This is a genomic window from Amycolatopsis sp. 2-15 (assembly GCF_030285625.1).
Lineage (GTDB): Bacteria > Actinomycetota > Actinomycetes > Mycobacteriales > Pseudonocardiaceae > Amycolatopsis > Amycolatopsis carbonis.
Genome location: NZ_CP127294.1, coordinates 2,816,567 through 2,831,694, shown reverse-complemented (window position 1 = coordinate 2,831,694; position 15,128 = coordinate 2,816,567). Strand labels below are relative to the sequence as shown.

The window sequence follows — 15,128 nt, the reverse complement described above, 5'->3', positions numbered from 1 at the left end:
ACCCAACGCCACATCGGGGTGCGGTGGGCCGGAGGTGAAGCGAGCAGTCAGGCGGCGACGCTCTGCGGGCCGCGGGCGGCCTGCGTCACGTGGGCGCCTCGGTCGGCGATCCACGCCAGCGCCGCGTCGGCACGCTCGCCGCGGACGCCGATGCGGAACCGGGCGATCGGGGTGTCACCGATGCGCGTGAGACCGCCGCCGATGGTGGCGACCTCCACGTCGAAGCGGCCGGCCGCTTCGGGCAGCAGGGCGCCGACGGACGCGAAGCCGATCAGCACGACGTCGGCAGACCGGTCGTACTTCGCGGCCTGAGCGCGGGCGGTCTCGATGACCGGCAGCACCGCCTGCGCGGTCCAGCTGCCCGGCGAGGCGATGAGGTCCAGCACGTGACCGCGTTCGACGACCGCGCCGTCTTCGAGCACCGCGACGTCGTCGCAGACGCGGCGGACGACCCCGGCGTCCGGCGTCGTCAGCAGCACGGTGGTGCCCAGCTCGGCGCGCGCCCGGTCGAGCACGGCGAGCACGGCGCCGGCCTCCTCGGGGGCGATGCCGGCGGTGGGGTCGTCGGCGAGCAGCACGGCCGGGCCGGCGGCGAGCGCCTTGGCCACGGCGACGCGGCGCAGCTGGCCGGGGGTGAGGTCGGCCGGCTTCTGCGCGGCGCGGGCGGTGAGGCCCACGAGGTCGAGCAGGTTGCCGACGCGGGTCTTGCGCTGCGGGCCGTCGACGCCGAGCTGCTCCAGCGGCGTGGCGATGTTGCCGGCGACGGTGCGCTCGGCGAGCAGCTCCGGCTTGGTGCCGACGACACCCAGCTGGCGGCGGACCTCACGCAGCCGGCGGCCGTCGAGCGCACCAGTGTTGAGGCCGTCGAGCCGCACGACACCGCGGTCCGGACGCTCCTGCAGGGCGATGCAGCGGGCGAGCGTGGACTTGCCGGAGCCGGCGGGGCCCACCACGCCGAAGAGGGAACCGGCCTGCACGTCGACGCTCACATCACGCAGCGCGGCGACCGGATTTCCGTTGAAGGGAAAGGACTTGGACACGTTTTCGACAGTGATCACGAAGAGAGCTCCAGGCATGGGGCGCAGCACCGTTTCCGGGCGCGCCAGCGTCACCGAATTACCGTCCTTTTCGGACGGTGCGCAGAATTGTGGAAGAAATGATCAGGCGATGACTGTGGAGCGTCGACACGCACATACCGTGCGGCGACCTTCATCGACGACACGCCGCCGAGTCAACAGGAGCGGGCGGGCTACCCTCTGCATCGGAAACAGCCTCCATCGGTCCTGGCTGTAGCACCTGCCCCATGGGGAGTGGTTGCTGCGACTTCGGCGAGCCAGGTCTCTCAGTCGCTCGGGATGGACGGTTCTGAGTAAAGCCGATCCCATTGGGTGAACGCAAGCGCGTTGGTGCAGATCACACGAGTGGTGGTGCCCGGATAGCGGGACACCCGCAGCCACATCGTGGACCTCGAAAGCTCCGGCACCGAATTTCTTCCACGCGGCGAATCCAGCCCGCTATTCCACTGTGGACGCTGCCGATCCCTGGTGGAGCCGCGATTCCGGCACGAAAATTCCGCGGCAGCCCACACGTGGGTAAACGACGGTTCGGCGAGGTAGCTCGCCACGGCGAGACACCGGGTCTCCCCGGCCGGACTCCCCCTCCCGTCCGCGAGCCGTTTCCGGACGTCCGTCACACCGTGATGATACACGCGTATCCGATACAGTCGTACCACAACAGCGGAGGAAGACCGTGGCGAAGCGGGTGGACCACGAACAGCGCCGGCGCGAGATCGCCACGGCGGTGTGGCGGATCGCGGCCGAACGCGGCCTCGACTCGGTGAGCATGCGCGAGGTGGCCGCCGAGGCAGGCGTCTCGCTGCGGCTGGTGCAGTACTACTTCGAGACGAAGCACAACCTGCTCGTGCTCTCGCTGGGTTATCTGCACGAACGCGGCGAGCAGCGCACGCAGGCCCGGATCGCGGCGCAGATCGACCAGAGCGTGCGCGGCGTGGTCCGAACGCTGCTCACCGAGCTGATCCCGCTGGACTCCGAGCGCGAGCTGTCGCTACGCGTCCACCGCGCCTACTTCAGCCGCACCCACAGCGACCCGGCGCTGGCGAAGGTCTTCCTGCAGGCCGAGACGCCGATCGAGGACCTGCTCACCAGCCTGTTGCGCCGCACGGTTCTCCCGCCCGGCGTCCAGCCGAGGCAGGAGGCGAACCTCCTGGTCGCAGGCTTCACCGGCCTCGGCCTCGACGTCCTCCACGGCCGCTTCACGCCGGGCGAGGTCCTCGCGACGCTGGACTACCACCTGGGGCGGCTCTTTCAGGCTTGAGCCGCGAGCCGCACGAAGTCGTGCACATCGAGCTGCTCGCCGCGCGTCTTCGGGTCGATGCCGGCCGCCACGAGGAGCTCACCCGCGCGGTCGGCCGAACCGGCCCAGCCGGCGAGGGCCGCGCGCAGTGTCTTGCGGCGCTGGGAAAACGCGGCATCCACAACGTCGAAGAGGCGTTGGCGCTCGATGCCCTCCACCGGCGTGCCGCGCTCGAAGGACACGAGGGACGAGTCGACGTTCGGCACCGGCCAGAACACCGACCGCGGCACAGCGCCGACCTTGCGCGCCGGCCCGTACCAGGCAAGCTTCACGCTGGGCACGCCGTAGATGCGGCTGCCGGGACCGGCGGCCATGCGATCCGCGACCTCGGTCTGGACCATCACCATCCCCCGCTGCAGCGAAGGCAGCTCGGCCAGCAGGTGCAGCACGACGGGGACCGCGACGTTGTACGGGAGGTTCGCCACCAGCGACGCGGGCTCGGCCGGGAGATCCGCCGCGCTGATCCGCAACGCGTCGGCGCCGACCACGGTCAGCTGATCCGCGACGGAAGCGGCGCGTTCGGCGGCAGTACGCGGAAGGCGCGCCGCCAGCTTCGGATCGATCTCGACGGCCACCACGCGGGCACCGGCGTCGAGCAGGCCCAGCGTCAGCGACCCCAGTCCGGGGCCGACCTCGAGGACGACATCACCCGGCCGAACCCCGGCCAGCTCGACGATGCGGCGAACCGTGTTCGGGTCGTGCACGAAGTTCTGGCCGAGCTTCTTCGTCGGCCGGACGTCGAGCTCGTCCGCCAGCCCGCGGATCTCGGCAGGCCCCAGCAGTTCAACCACCGGTGAAGCCTACCGAGCCTCGGGAACCGCTGAACTCAGGCCCGCTTGCCGCAGACCGGCCAGGCGCTGTAGCCGCCGCGAGCGTCGCGGACCTTCTCGGCGATCGCGATCTGCTGGGCGCGCGAAGCCTGGTTCGGGTAGGACGCGTACGCGTCGCCGCCGTAGGCGTCCCAGGTGCGCTTGTCGAACTGCAGGCCGCCGTAGTAGCCGTTGCCGGTGTTGATCGACCAGTTGCCACCGGCTTCGCACGCCGCGATGCGGTCCCACGCGGAACCGTCGCCGATCGCCGGTTCGGCGGGCTTCTTACTGCCGACCTTGAGGATCTTCGCCTTGGCCTCGACCAGGATCTTCTCGGAGACCTGCTCGCGCGAGATCTCTTCGCCGTTCTTCTTGGTGACCTTGTAGGTCACCATCTTCTGGCCCGGGGTGCCCGGGTCCTGAACGGTGGTCTTGCCCAGCTCGAGCGTCGGGTCGTCGACCTTCTGCACGTCGGGGTCGATGGTCTCCTGCTGGTTGACCATCGAGACGCCCATGCGGCTGACGTGGACTTCGGCGCCGTCCTTGAGGGAGACGTTCAGCCCGCCCTCGACCGCGTCGTCCGGGCCGAGGTTCATCTTGAAGTCGGAGAGGAACTCCTTGGTGGTCACCGCGTTGGTGGCGACCTGGCGCGGCGCGTTCGTGCCGTCGAAGAGCGTGATGTGCTTGAGGGTCTTGACCTGCACGGTCGAGCCTTCGAGCGGCAGCTCGCCGGTGCCCGGCATCGAGGTCCAGGCGCCCTTGCCCATCATGTCGGCCATGCCGAGCTGGGTCATGGCCTCGCCGAGCGTGGTCGCGCGCACCCAGGACGGGCGGGACACACCGTCGACAACGAGGTTCAGCTGACGGCCGCGCTCGAGCTTGATGACGCCGCCGTCGCCGACCTCGGCCTGCGGCGAGGGCGAAAGCGAGTCGTGGGCGCCGACGGAAAGGCCGGCGTCTTCCAGGACGTCGCCGACGGTGTCGCCGTAGCTGTGGACGGTGACCTCGTGACCGTCGACGTCGACGGTCACGCTCTTGTTCATCGCCAGCGCCGCGGCACCGCCGCCGCCGACGGCGATCAGGACGGAGAGCACAGCACCCTTGAGGAAGCGGCGCTTCCAGGTGCGGGTGGCCTCGCGCAGGCCTTCCTCGACGGCGACCTTCTTGGCCTCCGGAGTGGCGGTGCGGTCCTCGGCGAGCTCGTCCGGGAGGGCGAGCGGCGGGAGCATGGTGGTCTCGGCGTTGATCAGCCGGATCAGCTCGTCGACGTCGACGTCGATCTCGGCCATCATCGCGCCGGCGTCGGGGCCGAGCGCGGCGAGCACGTCCTGCTCGGTCACGTACAGCTCGTCGGAAAAACCAAGGTCTCCATAGGCGGTGTCTTCGAGCTCGCGGTCGAGCACAGCCACCGAACCAGCGGAAGAGAATAGGGTCTGCGCAGCACCATGGTTCTCGGTGCTATGGCGCGAGGCACCCTGCCTGCTACCAGTCACTGGGTCGTTCCCTTTCCCAGGGCAGGACGTGTCACCACGACCTGTCCTTCGTCGCGACGCGCCATTCGGCGCGCCTCTCAAGTCCGACACCCCCAGCCAGCGCCATCGTCACGGTCCCGAGTTGTACCAACCTCGGTGCCGCTTCCCCGACGTGCACTGACGTGACTGTGGGCGTATCAGCCGGATCCGCGTCCGCGGTTCCGACCGGCACGATCACGGGACAGTAACGGAGGTCGCCGGGTTGCGCAAACACCCCCCGGAGTGTCGTGACCTGTGTCACTCGTCAGTGTGGGCTAGTGCGTTCCCCGAACGTCGCAATCCGTTCAACCCGTTGTGACACTGGGCAATTGGTAGACGCGCTCGGCGGTGGTCCGGACCGCTTGGGCGACCTCGTGGACCGCTTCGCCCCTCAGCGCCGCGAGGTGCCGGACGGTGTAGGCGGTGCAGTAGGGCTCGTTCGGGCGCCCACGGAACGGGTGAGGGGTCAGGAACGGCGCGTCCGTCTCGGCGAGGTACCGGCCCGCCGGCGCGAGCCGCGCGGCCTCGTGGAGCCCGCGGGCGTTCTTGAACGTGACGGTGCCGGCGAACGAGAGCACGTAGCCCTTGTCGAGGCAGCGGCGCGCGATGTGCTCGTCGCCGGAGAAGCAGTGGAAGACGACGGTGTCCGGTGCGCCCTCTTCGTCCAGGATGCGCAGCACGTCCTCGTGGGCGTCGCGGTCGTGGATCATCAGCGTCTTGCCGAGGCGCTTGGCGAGGTCGATGTGCCAGCGGAACGCGTCCTGCTGGGCGTCGTGCGGCGAGTAGTCCCAGTAGTAGTCGAGGCCGGTCTCGCCGACGGCGACCACGCGCTCGGCCGACGCCAGACGCTCCACTTCGGACTTGTCCGCGTCGGAGAACTCTTTGGTGCGCGTGGGATGCACGGCGACGGCGGCGAACACGCGCTCGTCCCACGTGGACGCGTCGACGGCCCAGCGCGCCGAGGCGAGGTCGTCGGCGACCGTGACGACGCGGGCCACGCCGGCGCGTTCGGCGCGGTCGACCATGGCCGTCACGTCGGCGGCGGTCACCGCCCCGCAGGCGTCGAGGTGGGTGTGGGCGTCCACGACCGCGGTGGGCAGGCGGTCGGGAATCGGCGGCAGTTCGCGCTTGTCTTCACCCATGCCCTTGAATTTACTGCGTCGCGAAGCGACTCCGTTGAGGGCGGTGGCGGTGAGGAAGGCGGAGTTACGGGGCAGGAAAAAGGGCGCCCCGAGGGAGTCCTCGGAGCGCCCTCCACGGCGTTGACAGTGTTACTTGACGATCGGGGCCCAGTCGGGGCCGGTCTCGCCGAGGCCCGGGTCGAGCTTCGTGAACAGCGGCGTCGGCTTCTGCAGGGGACGGCCGACCTCGATCGGCCGCGACTCCCACTTGGCCTGCTCGCCCGCGTAGTCACCGGTGAGGATCGGGTTGATCCGGCCCGGGATGTCGAGGTCCTCGACCTCCTGCAGCTCCGGCTGCGCGGCCCACACGCCCGTGCCGCCGAGCGCCTCGTGCACCTTCTGCGCCGAGTGCGGCAGGAACGGCGTGAGCAGCGTGTTCGCGTCGCTGACCACCTGCAACGCCGTGTGCAGCACGCTGTCGCGGCGCGCGGGGTCGTCCTTGAGCTTCCACGGCTCCTGGTCCGACAGGTACCGGTTGGCGGCCGTGACCACGCGCATGGCCTCCGACGCCGCCGCCTTGAAGCGGGAGCGGCCCAAGTGGGCCCCGGCGACGTCGAACGCCTTGCGCGACAGCTCCTTCAGCTCCTCGTCGGCCGCCGTGGGCGCGTCGGGCCGCGGGATGGCGCCGACGTTCTTGTGCGCCATCGAGATCGAGCGGTTCACGAGGTTGCCCCACTCGTTGGCCAGCTCGAAGTTGGTGCGGCGGACGAACTCGTCCCACGTGAAGTCGGTGTCCTGCGTCTCCGGGCCCGCCACGGAGATGAAGTAGCGCAGCGCGTCGGGGCCGAACTCGCGCAGGAAGTCGTGCACGTAGATGACCGTGCCGCGCGAGGTGGAGAACTTCGAGCCGCTCATGGTGAGGAACTCGCTGGACACGATCTCGTCCGGCAGGTGCAGCTTGCCGTACTTGCCCGCCTGGCCGCCGTGGTCGCCCTCGCCGTTGTGGCCCAGCAGCAACGCGGGCCAGATCTGGGCGTGGAAGGTGATGTTGTCCTTGCCCATGAAGTAGTAGGAGCGCGCGTCGGCGTTGTTCCACCACTCCTGCCACGCGTCAGGGTTGCCGGTGCGGCGGGCCCACTCGACGCTGGCGGAGAAGTAGCCGATCACGGCGTCGAACCACACGTAGAAGCGCTTCATCGACTGGTCGCGCCAGCCGTCCAGCGGGATCTTCACGCCCCAGTCGAGGTCGCGCGTGATCGGGCGCGGACGCATGTCGTCGATGAGGTTCTTGGTGAAGTTGAGGACGTTCGGGCGCCAGTCGTTTTTCGTCGACAGCCAGTCGCCGAGCGTCTTGGTGAACGCCGGCAGGTCGAGGAAGTAGTGCTCGGTCTCGACGAACTTCGGCGTCTCGCCGTTGATGCGCGAGTGCGGGTTGATGAGCTCGGCGGCGTCGAGCTGGTTGCCGCAGTTGTCGCACTGGTCGCCGCGCGCGAACTCGTAGCCGCAGATCGGGCAGGTGCCCTCCACGTAGCGGTCGGGCAGCGTGCGCCCGGTCGACGGGCTGATCGCGCCGCGCGTGGTCTTCGGGACCACGTAGCCGTTGCGGTTGAGCGCGAGGAAGATCTGCTGCGTGACCTCGGCGTGGTTGCCGGTCGACGTACGCGTGAACAGGTCGTAGGACAGGCCGAGGCCGCGCAGGTCCTCGTCGATCTGGCGGGTGTACTTGTCGGCGGTCTGCTGCGGGGTGAGGCCCTCGTTGTCGGCCTGGACGGTGATCGGCGTGCCGTGTTCGTCGGTCCCGGACACCATGAGCACCCGGTTGCCGGCCATTCGCTGGTAGCGGGAGAAGACGTCGGACGGGACGCCGAATCCGGATACGTGGCCGATGTGGCGGGGGCCGTTGGCGTAGGGCCAGGCCACCGCTGTCAACACAGAGGTGCTCATACCTGTTTAGCCTACGGAAACCGTCCAAGGCATTGTTGGGCGGTACGCGAAGGGAGAACGCGGTGTCGGCGACGCGTCTGCTCGTGCTCGGGGTCGTGCGCATGTTCGGCCGGGCGCACGGCTACCAGGTGCGCCGGGAGCTGCTCACGTGGTCCGCGGAGAAGTGGGCGAACGTCCAGCCGGGTTCGATCTACCACGCGCTGAAGAAGATGACGGCCGAGAACCTGCTGGAGAAGGTCGACGTCGAACCGGGCGACTCGGGGCCCGACCGCGTCGCCTACCGGCTGACCGACGACGGCGAGCAGGAGTTCCAGCTGCTGCTGACCCGCGCGTTGTCCGACCCCGAGGTGGGTCATCCGGAGATGTCGGCGGGCATCGGCCTCATGCCCGCGCTGCCCCGCCAGCACGCGATCAGCCTGCTGCGGCAGCGGCTCGTGCACCTCGAAGGCGAGGAACGGCGGGCGCGGCTGATGCTCGACGACCAGGCCGACTGGGGCCAGCCGGCGCACGTCGTGGAGCTGTTCCGGCTGTGGGCGGGCATCTCCGGGGCGAGCCACACGTGGCTGGAGAACCTGATCGAGCGCCTGGAGAAGGGCGAGTACGTGATGGCCGACGACGCCGAACCGTTGTTCCGCAACCCTCCGCAGTAATCAAATTTGACTAGCGCATCTCGCTCCGGCACAGTGTGCTCGTCGATTAGTCAATTTTGACTAGTTGATCTCTGGGAGGAGAGGAGTTCTTCATGATCACGGCACGCGGTCTCGAGCGGCGGTTCCGCCGCAAGGGCCGGGGTGGGGCCAGCAACGAAGTCCACGCCGTCAAGGGGGTCGACCTCGATGTGGAGGCCGGTGAGCTGGTGGGGTTCCTGGGCCCGAACGGGGCGGGCAAGACGACGACCCTGCGCATGCTCACCACGCTGCTGAAACCGTCGGCCGGGACGGCGACCGTCGGCGGGCACGACCTGCTCGCCGATCCGCTGGGGGTCCGGCGCAACATCGGCTACGTCGCGCAGGGCGGGGGCGCGTCGCCGGAGGTGCGCGTCGCCGAGGAGATCGAGCTGCAGGGCCGGCTCTACGGCATGTCGAAGGCCGACGCGATCGCGCGCGGCGCGGTGCTGAGCGAACAGCTCGACCTGGCCGGGCTCGACCAGCGGCTCACGAAGACGCTGTCCGGGGGTCAGCGGCGCCGGCTCGACATCGTGCTCGGGCTCGTGCACAATCCGGGCCTCGTGTTCCTCGACGAGCCCTCGACCGGGCTCGACCCGCAGAGCCGCGCGAACCTGTGGGACCACATCCGCCGGCTGCGCGCGGACCACGGCGTGACGATCTTCCTGACCACGCACTACCTCGACGAGGCCGACGCGCTGGCCGACCGGCTGATCGTGATCGACGACGGCCGGATCGTCGCCGAGGGCACGCCCGACTCGCTGAAGTCCCGGGTTTCGGGCGACGGCGTGGTCATCGGCGTCGACCCGGCGGTGGTCTCGGATGCGGCGGATGTCGCCCGGCAGCTCACGGGCGCGCACGAGTTCGACGTGGCGGGCGGGTTGATCCGCTTCCGCGTGCCACGCGGCGACACGGCCATGCCCGAGCTGCTGCGCGCGCTCGACGCGAAGGGCATCGTGATGGAGTCCATGCAGGTCACGCGCCCGACGCTCGACGACGTGTTCCTCACGCTGACCGGCCGCACCCTGCGCGACGCCGAGCAGCCCAGTTCCCCGGAGGTGTCCGGTGTTGCTTGACACGTGGCTGATCTTCCGCCGCGACATGACCGCGGCGCTGCGCAATCCCGCGTGGCTGCTGATCGGGATCATGCAGCCGCTGCTCTACCTGTTCTTCTTCGGGCCACTGCTGGTGAAGACGCTCAACGCGCAAGGCCTGTCCGACGTGGACGGCTGGATGGTGCTCACGCCCGCGCTCATCGCGCAGCTGGCGCTGTTCGGCAGCTCGTTCGTCGGGTTCTCGCTGCTGGCCGACTACCGCTCCGGCGTGGTCGAGCGGCTGCGCGTCACGCCGGTGAGCCGCGCGGCGCTGCTGCTCGGGAAGGTGCTGGCCAACGCGTTGCAGGCGACCGTGCAGTCGGTGCTGATCATCGTGCTGGCATACCTGGTGTTCGACCTGAACGCGCCGGTCGGCGGGGTGCTGCTGAGCCTGCTGATCGTGTTCCTGCTCGCGCTGACGCTGGCTTCGTGCTCATACGCGCTGGCGCTCACGTTGAAGAGCGAGGAGTCGTTCCCCGCGCTGCTCAACGCGGTGCTCATGCCATTGCTCCTGCTGTCCGGGATCCTCATCCCGATCACGGCCGGGCTGGCGCCGCAGTGGCTGTACACGATTTCGCAGATCAACCCGTTCCGGCACGTGGTGGACGTGGAGCGCAACAGCTTCCGCGGCGACTTCTCCATGGACGCGTTGTTCACCGGCAGCGTGGTGGTGCTCGTGATGGCCGTGCTCGCGATCTGGTGGGGCACACGCACGTTCCAGCGGGAAAACGCCTGATCAAACGCCGGGACACGCCGGGTCCTGGCCGCGCTGCGTCCGGGTTCGGGACGTAGGGTGGCCTTTCACTTCACCGGACGTGGGGCTGGCGCAGAGTGACCGAACCGGAGAGCGAGCGTGGGCTCACCCTCACCCATCGAGAGCAGGTGCTCGACTGGGCGGCGGTGCGTGCCGCCGACATCCGCTTCGCGTCGGTGACGATCAGCGAGAACGTGAACTGGAGCGACCCCGGCGCCGAGCGGATGCTCGCTTCGGCCCAGCACGCGGGCATCCACACGGGCGCGCGGCACTACGCGCGGCCCGGTGCCGTGCACGACCAGGCCGACCACTTCGTGCGGACGGCCAGCAAGCTGGGGGCGTTCGCGCCGGGGTCCCTCGCGCCCGCGCTGGAAGTCGACGCGCAGAGCGTGGACGACCGGTTCGTGAAGGCGTGGATCAAGCATGTCCGCCACGCCGCGCGGATCCGGCGCGTGCTCGTGTACGCCGGGCACGACTGCTGGGCCCACCGCCTGCACCCCGACCGCTGGGCCGATCCCGACGTGGTGCTGTGGCTGGTGCGGCACAACGGCATTCCCGGCCGGGCCGGCTGGTTCCACACGCGGCTGGGCCTGCACCAGCACGCGTTCTCGGCGCTGCCGGGCGTGGCGGGACCGGTGGCGCAGGACGCTGTGGTCTATCCGTTCACGCTGTCTGACGTGCTGCTCTGATCACGCCTTGGCCTTTTGTCGGTGTTCGTTGGCAAGATGTGCGGGTGCGCTTCTTCCGGCAGCGGTTGACCACGGACGTGACAGCTTCGCGCGCCGTCGCGTTGTTGTCCGCTTTCGCGGATTCTCATGGGCTCCCGCAGCCGGCGGCGTTGTGTGGGTCATGGTTCGGGTCTTCGGGGGTGGTGGCGCCGTTCGTTTCGGTCGCGCCGGGGCCGTTTCCCGCCGGCTTTTCGATTGCGGCTCCGCCGGAGTGCGTCGGGGGTGGGTGGTTCGGGTACCTGTCGTACGACTCGGCGGATCCGTCTGGGCGGTCTTCGGGGGTCCCCGCCTCGGCTTGGGGGTGGGCGGATCACGTCCTGCGGTGGGATCTTGCCGGTGCATGCTGGTTCGAGTCGCTGGCGGATGATCCTTCTGAGCTTTTGTCCACTGTGGATCGTGTTCTGGGCTCTTCTGCTTCTTTGTCGTGGACTGCTTCGTCTCTGGAGCGACCTTCTGCTGCTTCGCACGAGCAGGCGGTGAAGTCGTGCGTCGCCTCCATCGAGGCCGGGGAGCTTTTTCAGGCGAACATCTGCACGCGGTTCACAGGAACGTTCTCGGGGTCTCCCGCCGCGTTGTTCTCGGAGGGAGTTTCTCGCCTGTCCCCTCGGCGCGCTGCTTTTGTCGCCGGCTCCTGGGGTTCGGTGGTGGCGCTGTCGCCGGAGCTGTTCCTGTCGCGACACGGCCGGCGGGTGCGTTCGACGCCGATAAAGGGCACGTTGCCCCGGCGGGGTCCTCATGACGACGGGAACGCTTTTTTGTTGCGACAGTCGGTCAAGGACGTCGCCGAGAACGTGATGATCACCGACCTGGTGCGCAACGATTTGGGGCGAGCGTGCACGGTCGGGAGCGTGTTCGTGCCTTTGCTGCTCACCGTGGAGCCGGCACCGGGGGTGTGGCATCTCGCGTCCACTGTGGAGGGCGTGCTGGCCGACGACGTCTCGGATTCGGCTTTGCTCGACGCGACTTTCCCACCGGGTTCGGTGACCGGCGCCCCGAAGATCCGTGCTCTGGACGAGATCGCCTCGCTGGAACCGGCCGCGCGCGGCGTCTACACGGGCGCGGTCGGGATGTTGTCCCCGGTGGCCGGGCTGGAGCTGAACGTCGCCATCCGCACCTTCGAGATCTCCGGTTCCCGGATCTCCCTGGGCGTCGGCGGCGGCATCACCGCCGATTCGGACAGTGCGGCGGAATGGCAGGAGTGTCTCCACAAGGCTGCGCCCCTGGAGGCTCTCCTGGCCACTCCACCTGCGGTTTGACTACTTGCGCGGGTCGAGCAGCAGCTTGCCGACCGTGCCACGGGAGCGGAGGGCTTCGTGGGCCGCGCGGGCGTCCGCGAGGGCGTACTCGCCGCCCGCGATGGCGCGGAGCTTGCCGTCCTGGATGAGGGTGAACAGCTCGGTCAGGGCGGTGCCGAAGACGTTGCCGGGCAGGCGGAAGACGTGCGGCAGCCACATGCCGGTGACCGTGGTGCTGTGGCCGAGCAGGTTGCGCAGCTCCACGGGCTTGGGCTGCTGGCGGCCGGCCATGCCGTAGAACGCAAGTCGCCCGAACGGCGCCAGTGCCGCGATGCTCTGGTCCGTGGTCGTGCCACCGACCATGTCGAGGACGATGTCGACGCGCTTGCCACCGTTGGCTTCCATGAGCGTCTCGGTCATGTTCTCTGCTTTCGAGTCGACCGCGACATCGGCGCCCAGTTCGAGCGCCAGGTTTCGCTTCTCCTCGCTGCTGGCCGTCGCGATGACCCGCCCCGCGCCCCACACCTTGGCGAGCTGTACCGCGATCGACCCCACACCCCCGGCTGCCGCGTGGACGACCACGGACTCGCCGGCCTGCAGGTGGGCGTTCTTGCGCAGCAGGATCCACGCGGTCGCGCCCTGGACCAGCATCGATAACGCGTTGAGATCGTCAACACCCTCGGGCACCTCGAACGCCATCACCTCCTCGGCGACGGCCTTCTCCGCGTACCCACCCCCACCGTTGAGCAGCGCGACGACCCGCCGCCCGTCCTGCGTCCGGCCAACCACCTCGCCCCCAGGGACCAGCGGCAACTTGCTCGGCGCCAGGTACGAGTTCTCCGCCTGATGCGTATCCGCGTAGTTCACCCCGACGCGCTCCACGTCGATCAGCACCTGCCCGGCCTGAGGCGTCGGCTCCGCCACCTCGACGGGGGTGAGCACCTCGGGCCCACCGAACTCGGTCACCTGCACAGCACGCATGGCTTCTTCTTTCGTCGTCGGGTGTGAGACATTCTGCCATATGTCTCATCGGTGCGACACTTCGTGGTAACGTCTCACCCCATCGACGAGCCCTTCGCCTCCCGCCCAGACCCCGCAAGCGCCTTCTCTCTGGCGCGCTCGTGGTTCCTCGCGTGCCGCCGCGTGGACATGCGCGAGCTGGCTGCCGAGCTGGGCGTCAGCCGCGCCACCCTCCACCGCTGGGTCGGCAGCCGCGACCACCTGCTGGCGGAAATCCTGTGGTCGGAAACGGCGGCAGTGTTCGACAACGTCACCTTCACCGGCCGGGGCGCTGCTGGCGTGGCGGATGCAATCGGCTCGTTTGTGTCGACAGTGAACGGGTCTTTGGCTTTCCGGACCTTCTTGCAGCGCGAACCTGAGCGAGCGTTGCGGTTGCTCACCACAAAGGCGAGCGTGGTCCAGTCACGCACCATCGCTCAGCTGACATCGCTGCTGACATCCGAGATCACCGCAGGCCGCCTGACTCCCCCGTTGCGTCTGCCGGACGTCGCCTACGTCCTCGTCCGCCTGGGCGAGTCCTTCATCTACACGGACGTGATCACCGGCGAAGAACCCGACGCAGAGAAGGCGCGGGCCGCGGTGGCCGCGCTGCTCAGCTGAGCCGCGTTCTACGAGGTCTGATTCCGTTCGGAGTACCGATACTGGCTCTCGGCGATACGTTCGACTGCCGCTTCCCCGATCGAACGCACCAGCGCGTCTCCCCCGTCACCACGCGCACGCGCCACACGGCACGGATGGAACGATCAGCATCTCTTCGCCTTTGACGTACCGAACTACTTCCGAGCCGGCCGCGTGCGGACCGCCCATGACGGAGAACTCGCAGCCCAGATACATCCCCACCACGACGAGGTCATCGGTACGCGCGATCCGACTGCGAAGCGACGGGCACTCGTCAAGCGCTTCACTCTTGATACCGAAAATCTGCGGATAGAGCAGCTCGGTGTCCTCGAACGACAACCCACCGGCTCGACGTCCCATGAGCGACAGGAACCTCCGCCACTCCCGAGGCAGCTCGGCGGCTGACATCACTTCCGAGAAGCGACCACAGCGTCATAAAGGTCCTTTTTAGACACCCCAGCGCCCTCCGCCACCTCCGCCGCCACAGCCTTCAGCCGCTCCCCGGCCGCCACCCGGGCGGAAACCTCGCCCACAAGGTCCGAAACCGACACAGGCGCAGCCACAGCCCCCTCAAGCACCACCGTGATCTCACCCCGCACGCCATCCGCAGCCCACTCGGCCAACGAACCCAGAGTGCCCCGTTTGACCTCTTCGTACGTCTTCGTCAGCTCACGGCACACCGCGGCCCGACGAGAAGCACCCAAAGCCGCAGCAGCGTCCGCCAACAAAGACCCCACCCGGTGCGGCGACTCGAAGAACACCACCGTCCGCGGCTCCGACGCCAACGAAGTGAACCACCGGGAACGCTCCCCCGGCTTCCGCGGCGCGAAGCCCTCGAAGCAAAACCGGTCGCACGGCAAACCGGACAAAGCCAGCGCCGTCGTCACCGCGGACGGGCCCGGCAGGCAGGTCACCGGGATATCGGACTCGACGCAAGCCGCAACCAGGCGGAAGCCCGGATCCGACACCGAGGGCATGCCGGCGTCCGTCACCAGCAGCACCGTCTCGCCGGAGTGCAGGGCCTCCAGTAAGCGGGGTAGCCGGGAAACCTCCACGTCCTCGTAGAAGGACACCACGCGCCCGGAAGGGGTGACGCCCAAGGAAGAAGCCAGTGAGCGCAGGCGGCGGGTGTCTTCGGCGGCGATGACACCCGCCGAGGCCAGGGCGGAGACCAGGCGCGCCGAAGCGTCACCCGGGTCGCCCAGGGGGGTGGCGGCGAGCACGAGACGTCCCATGCCCGCCAGCCTAACGACACG

The 15,128-nt window shown here is 68.9% G+C and carries 15 protein-coding genes and 1 riboswitch; of the genes, 7 read left to right on the top strand and 8 right to left on the bottom strand.

The annotated features are described in order from the left end of the window. Window positions 1–47 precede the first annotated feature (47 nt). A complete protein-coding gene (locus QRX50_RS13890) occupies window positions 48–1,058 on the bottom strand; it encodes a methionine ABC transporter ATP-binding protein (protein WP_285972348.1) in 1,011 nt (336 codons plus the stop codon). Window positions 1,059–1,271: 213 nt separating this feature from the next. Further along, window positions 1,272–1,362, bottom strand: a riboswitch (SAM riboswitch). A 387-nt stretch (window positions 1,363–1,749) separates the two neighbouring features. Between QRX50_RS13890 and QRX50_RS13885 the strand changes: the two genes are divergently transcribed. Further along, entirely contained in the window at window positions 1,750–2,334 is a 585-nt protein-coding gene (locus QRX50_RS13885; protein ID WP_285972347.1) for a TetR/AcrR family transcriptional regulator, read from the top strand. Here QRX50_RS13885 and rsmA read toward each other — a convergent pair. The 4 genes from rsmA to metG all read right to left on the bottom strand — a co-directional run bounded on the left by rsmA (window position 2,325) and on the right by metG (window position 7,758). Then, window positions 2,325–3,164, bottom strand: a complete 840-nt coding sequence (gene rsmA, locus QRX50_RS13880) for a 16S rRNA (adenine(1518)-N(6)/adenine(1519)-N(6))-dimethyltransferase RsmA (protein ID WP_285972346.1) — start codon at window positions 3,162–3,164, stop codon at window positions 2,325–2,327. The genes QRX50_RS13885 and rsmA overlap by 10 nt on opposite strands. 35 nt (window positions 3,165–3,199) lie before the next feature. Next, complete coding sequence (locus QRX50_RS13875; protein ID WP_285974452.1) at window positions 3,200–4,585, bottom strand: resuscitation-promoting factor; 1,386 nt, start codon at window positions 4,583–4,585, stop codon at window positions 3,200–3,202. Between the two features lie 413 nt (window positions 4,586–4,998). After that, the gene (locus QRX50_RS13870) at window positions 4,999–5,835 is read right to left on the bottom strand and encodes a TatD family hydrolase (protein ID WP_285972345.1); all 837 of its coding nucleotides are present in this window, start codon (window positions 5,833–5,835) and stop codon (window positions 4,999–5,001) included. A 129-nt stretch (window positions 5,836–5,964) separates the two neighbouring features. Continuing rightward, complete coding sequence (gene metG, locus QRX50_RS13865; RefSeq protein WP_285972344.1) at window positions 5,965–7,758, bottom strand: methionine--tRNA ligase; 1,794 nt, start codon at window positions 7,756–7,758, stop codon at window positions 5,965–5,967. A 62-nt stretch (window positions 7,759–7,820) separates the two neighbouring features. Between metG and QRX50_RS13860 the strand changes: the two genes are divergently transcribed. The 5 genes from QRX50_RS13860 to QRX50_RS13840 all read left to right on the top strand — a co-directional run bounded on the left by QRX50_RS13860 (window position 7,821) and on the right by QRX50_RS13840 (window position 12,255). After that, window positions 7,821–8,408 (top strand): PadR family transcriptional regulator, encoded by a 588-nt coding sequence (locus QRX50_RS13860; protein WP_285972343.1) that lies wholly within the window; start codon window positions 7,821–7,823, stop codon window positions 8,406–8,408. A gap of 92 nt (window positions 8,409–8,500) precedes the next feature. Beyond that, window positions 8,501–9,499, top strand: coding sequence for an ATP-binding cassette domain-containing protein (locus QRX50_RS13855; protein ID WP_285972342.1), 999 nt, complete (start codon window positions 8,501–8,503; stop codon window positions 9,497–9,499). Continuing rightward, on the top strand, window positions 9,489–10,253 hold the full coding sequence (locus QRX50_RS13850; RefSeq protein WP_285972341.1) for an ABC transporter permease: 765 nt from the start codon (window positions 9,489–9,491) through the stop codon (window positions 10,251–10,253). Before QRX50_RS13855 ends, QRX50_RS13850 begins: the two co-directional genes overlap by 11 nt. 95 nt (window positions 10,254–10,348) lie before the next feature. Continuing rightward, entirely contained in the window at window positions 10,349–10,960 is a 612-nt protein-coding gene (locus QRX50_RS13845) for a GH25 family lysozyme (RefSeq protein ID WP_285972340.1), read from the top strand. Between the two features lie 44 nt (window positions 10,961–11,004). After that, complete coding sequence (locus tag QRX50_RS13840) at window positions 11,005–12,255, top strand: aminodeoxychorismate synthase component I (RefSeq protein WP_285972339.1); 1,251 nt, start codon at window positions 11,005–11,007, stop codon at window positions 12,253–12,255. Here QRX50_RS13840 and QRX50_RS13835 read toward each other — a convergent pair whose 3' ends face one another. Next, entirely contained in the window at window positions 12,256–13,215 is a 960-nt protein-coding gene (locus QRX50_RS13835; protein WP_285972338.1) for a quinone oxidoreductase family protein, read from the bottom strand. 168 nt (window positions 13,216–13,383) lie between these two features. Here QRX50_RS13835 and QRX50_RS13830 point away from each other — a divergent pair, with 168 nt between their 5' ends. Further along, the gene (locus tag QRX50_RS13830) at window positions 13,384–13,854 is read left to right on the top strand and encodes a QsdR family transcriptional regulator (RefSeq protein WP_285974451.1); all 471 of its coding nucleotides are present in this window, start codon (window positions 13,384–13,386) and stop codon (window positions 13,852–13,854) included. Between the two features lie 105 nt (window positions 13,855–13,959). Here QRX50_RS13830 and QRX50_RS13825 read toward each other — a convergent pair whose 3' ends face one another. Next, entirely contained in the window at window positions 13,960–14,211 is a 252-nt protein-coding gene (locus QRX50_RS13825) for a hypothetical protein (protein ID WP_285972337.1), read from the bottom strand. Between the two features lie 68 nt (window positions 14,212–14,279). Next, entirely contained in the window at window positions 14,280–15,107 is an 828-nt protein-coding gene (gene rsmI / locus QRX50_RS13820; protein WP_285972336.1) for a 16S rRNA (cytidine(1402)-2'-O)-methyltransferase, read from the bottom strand. Window positions 15,108–15,128: the final 21 nt, after the last annotated feature.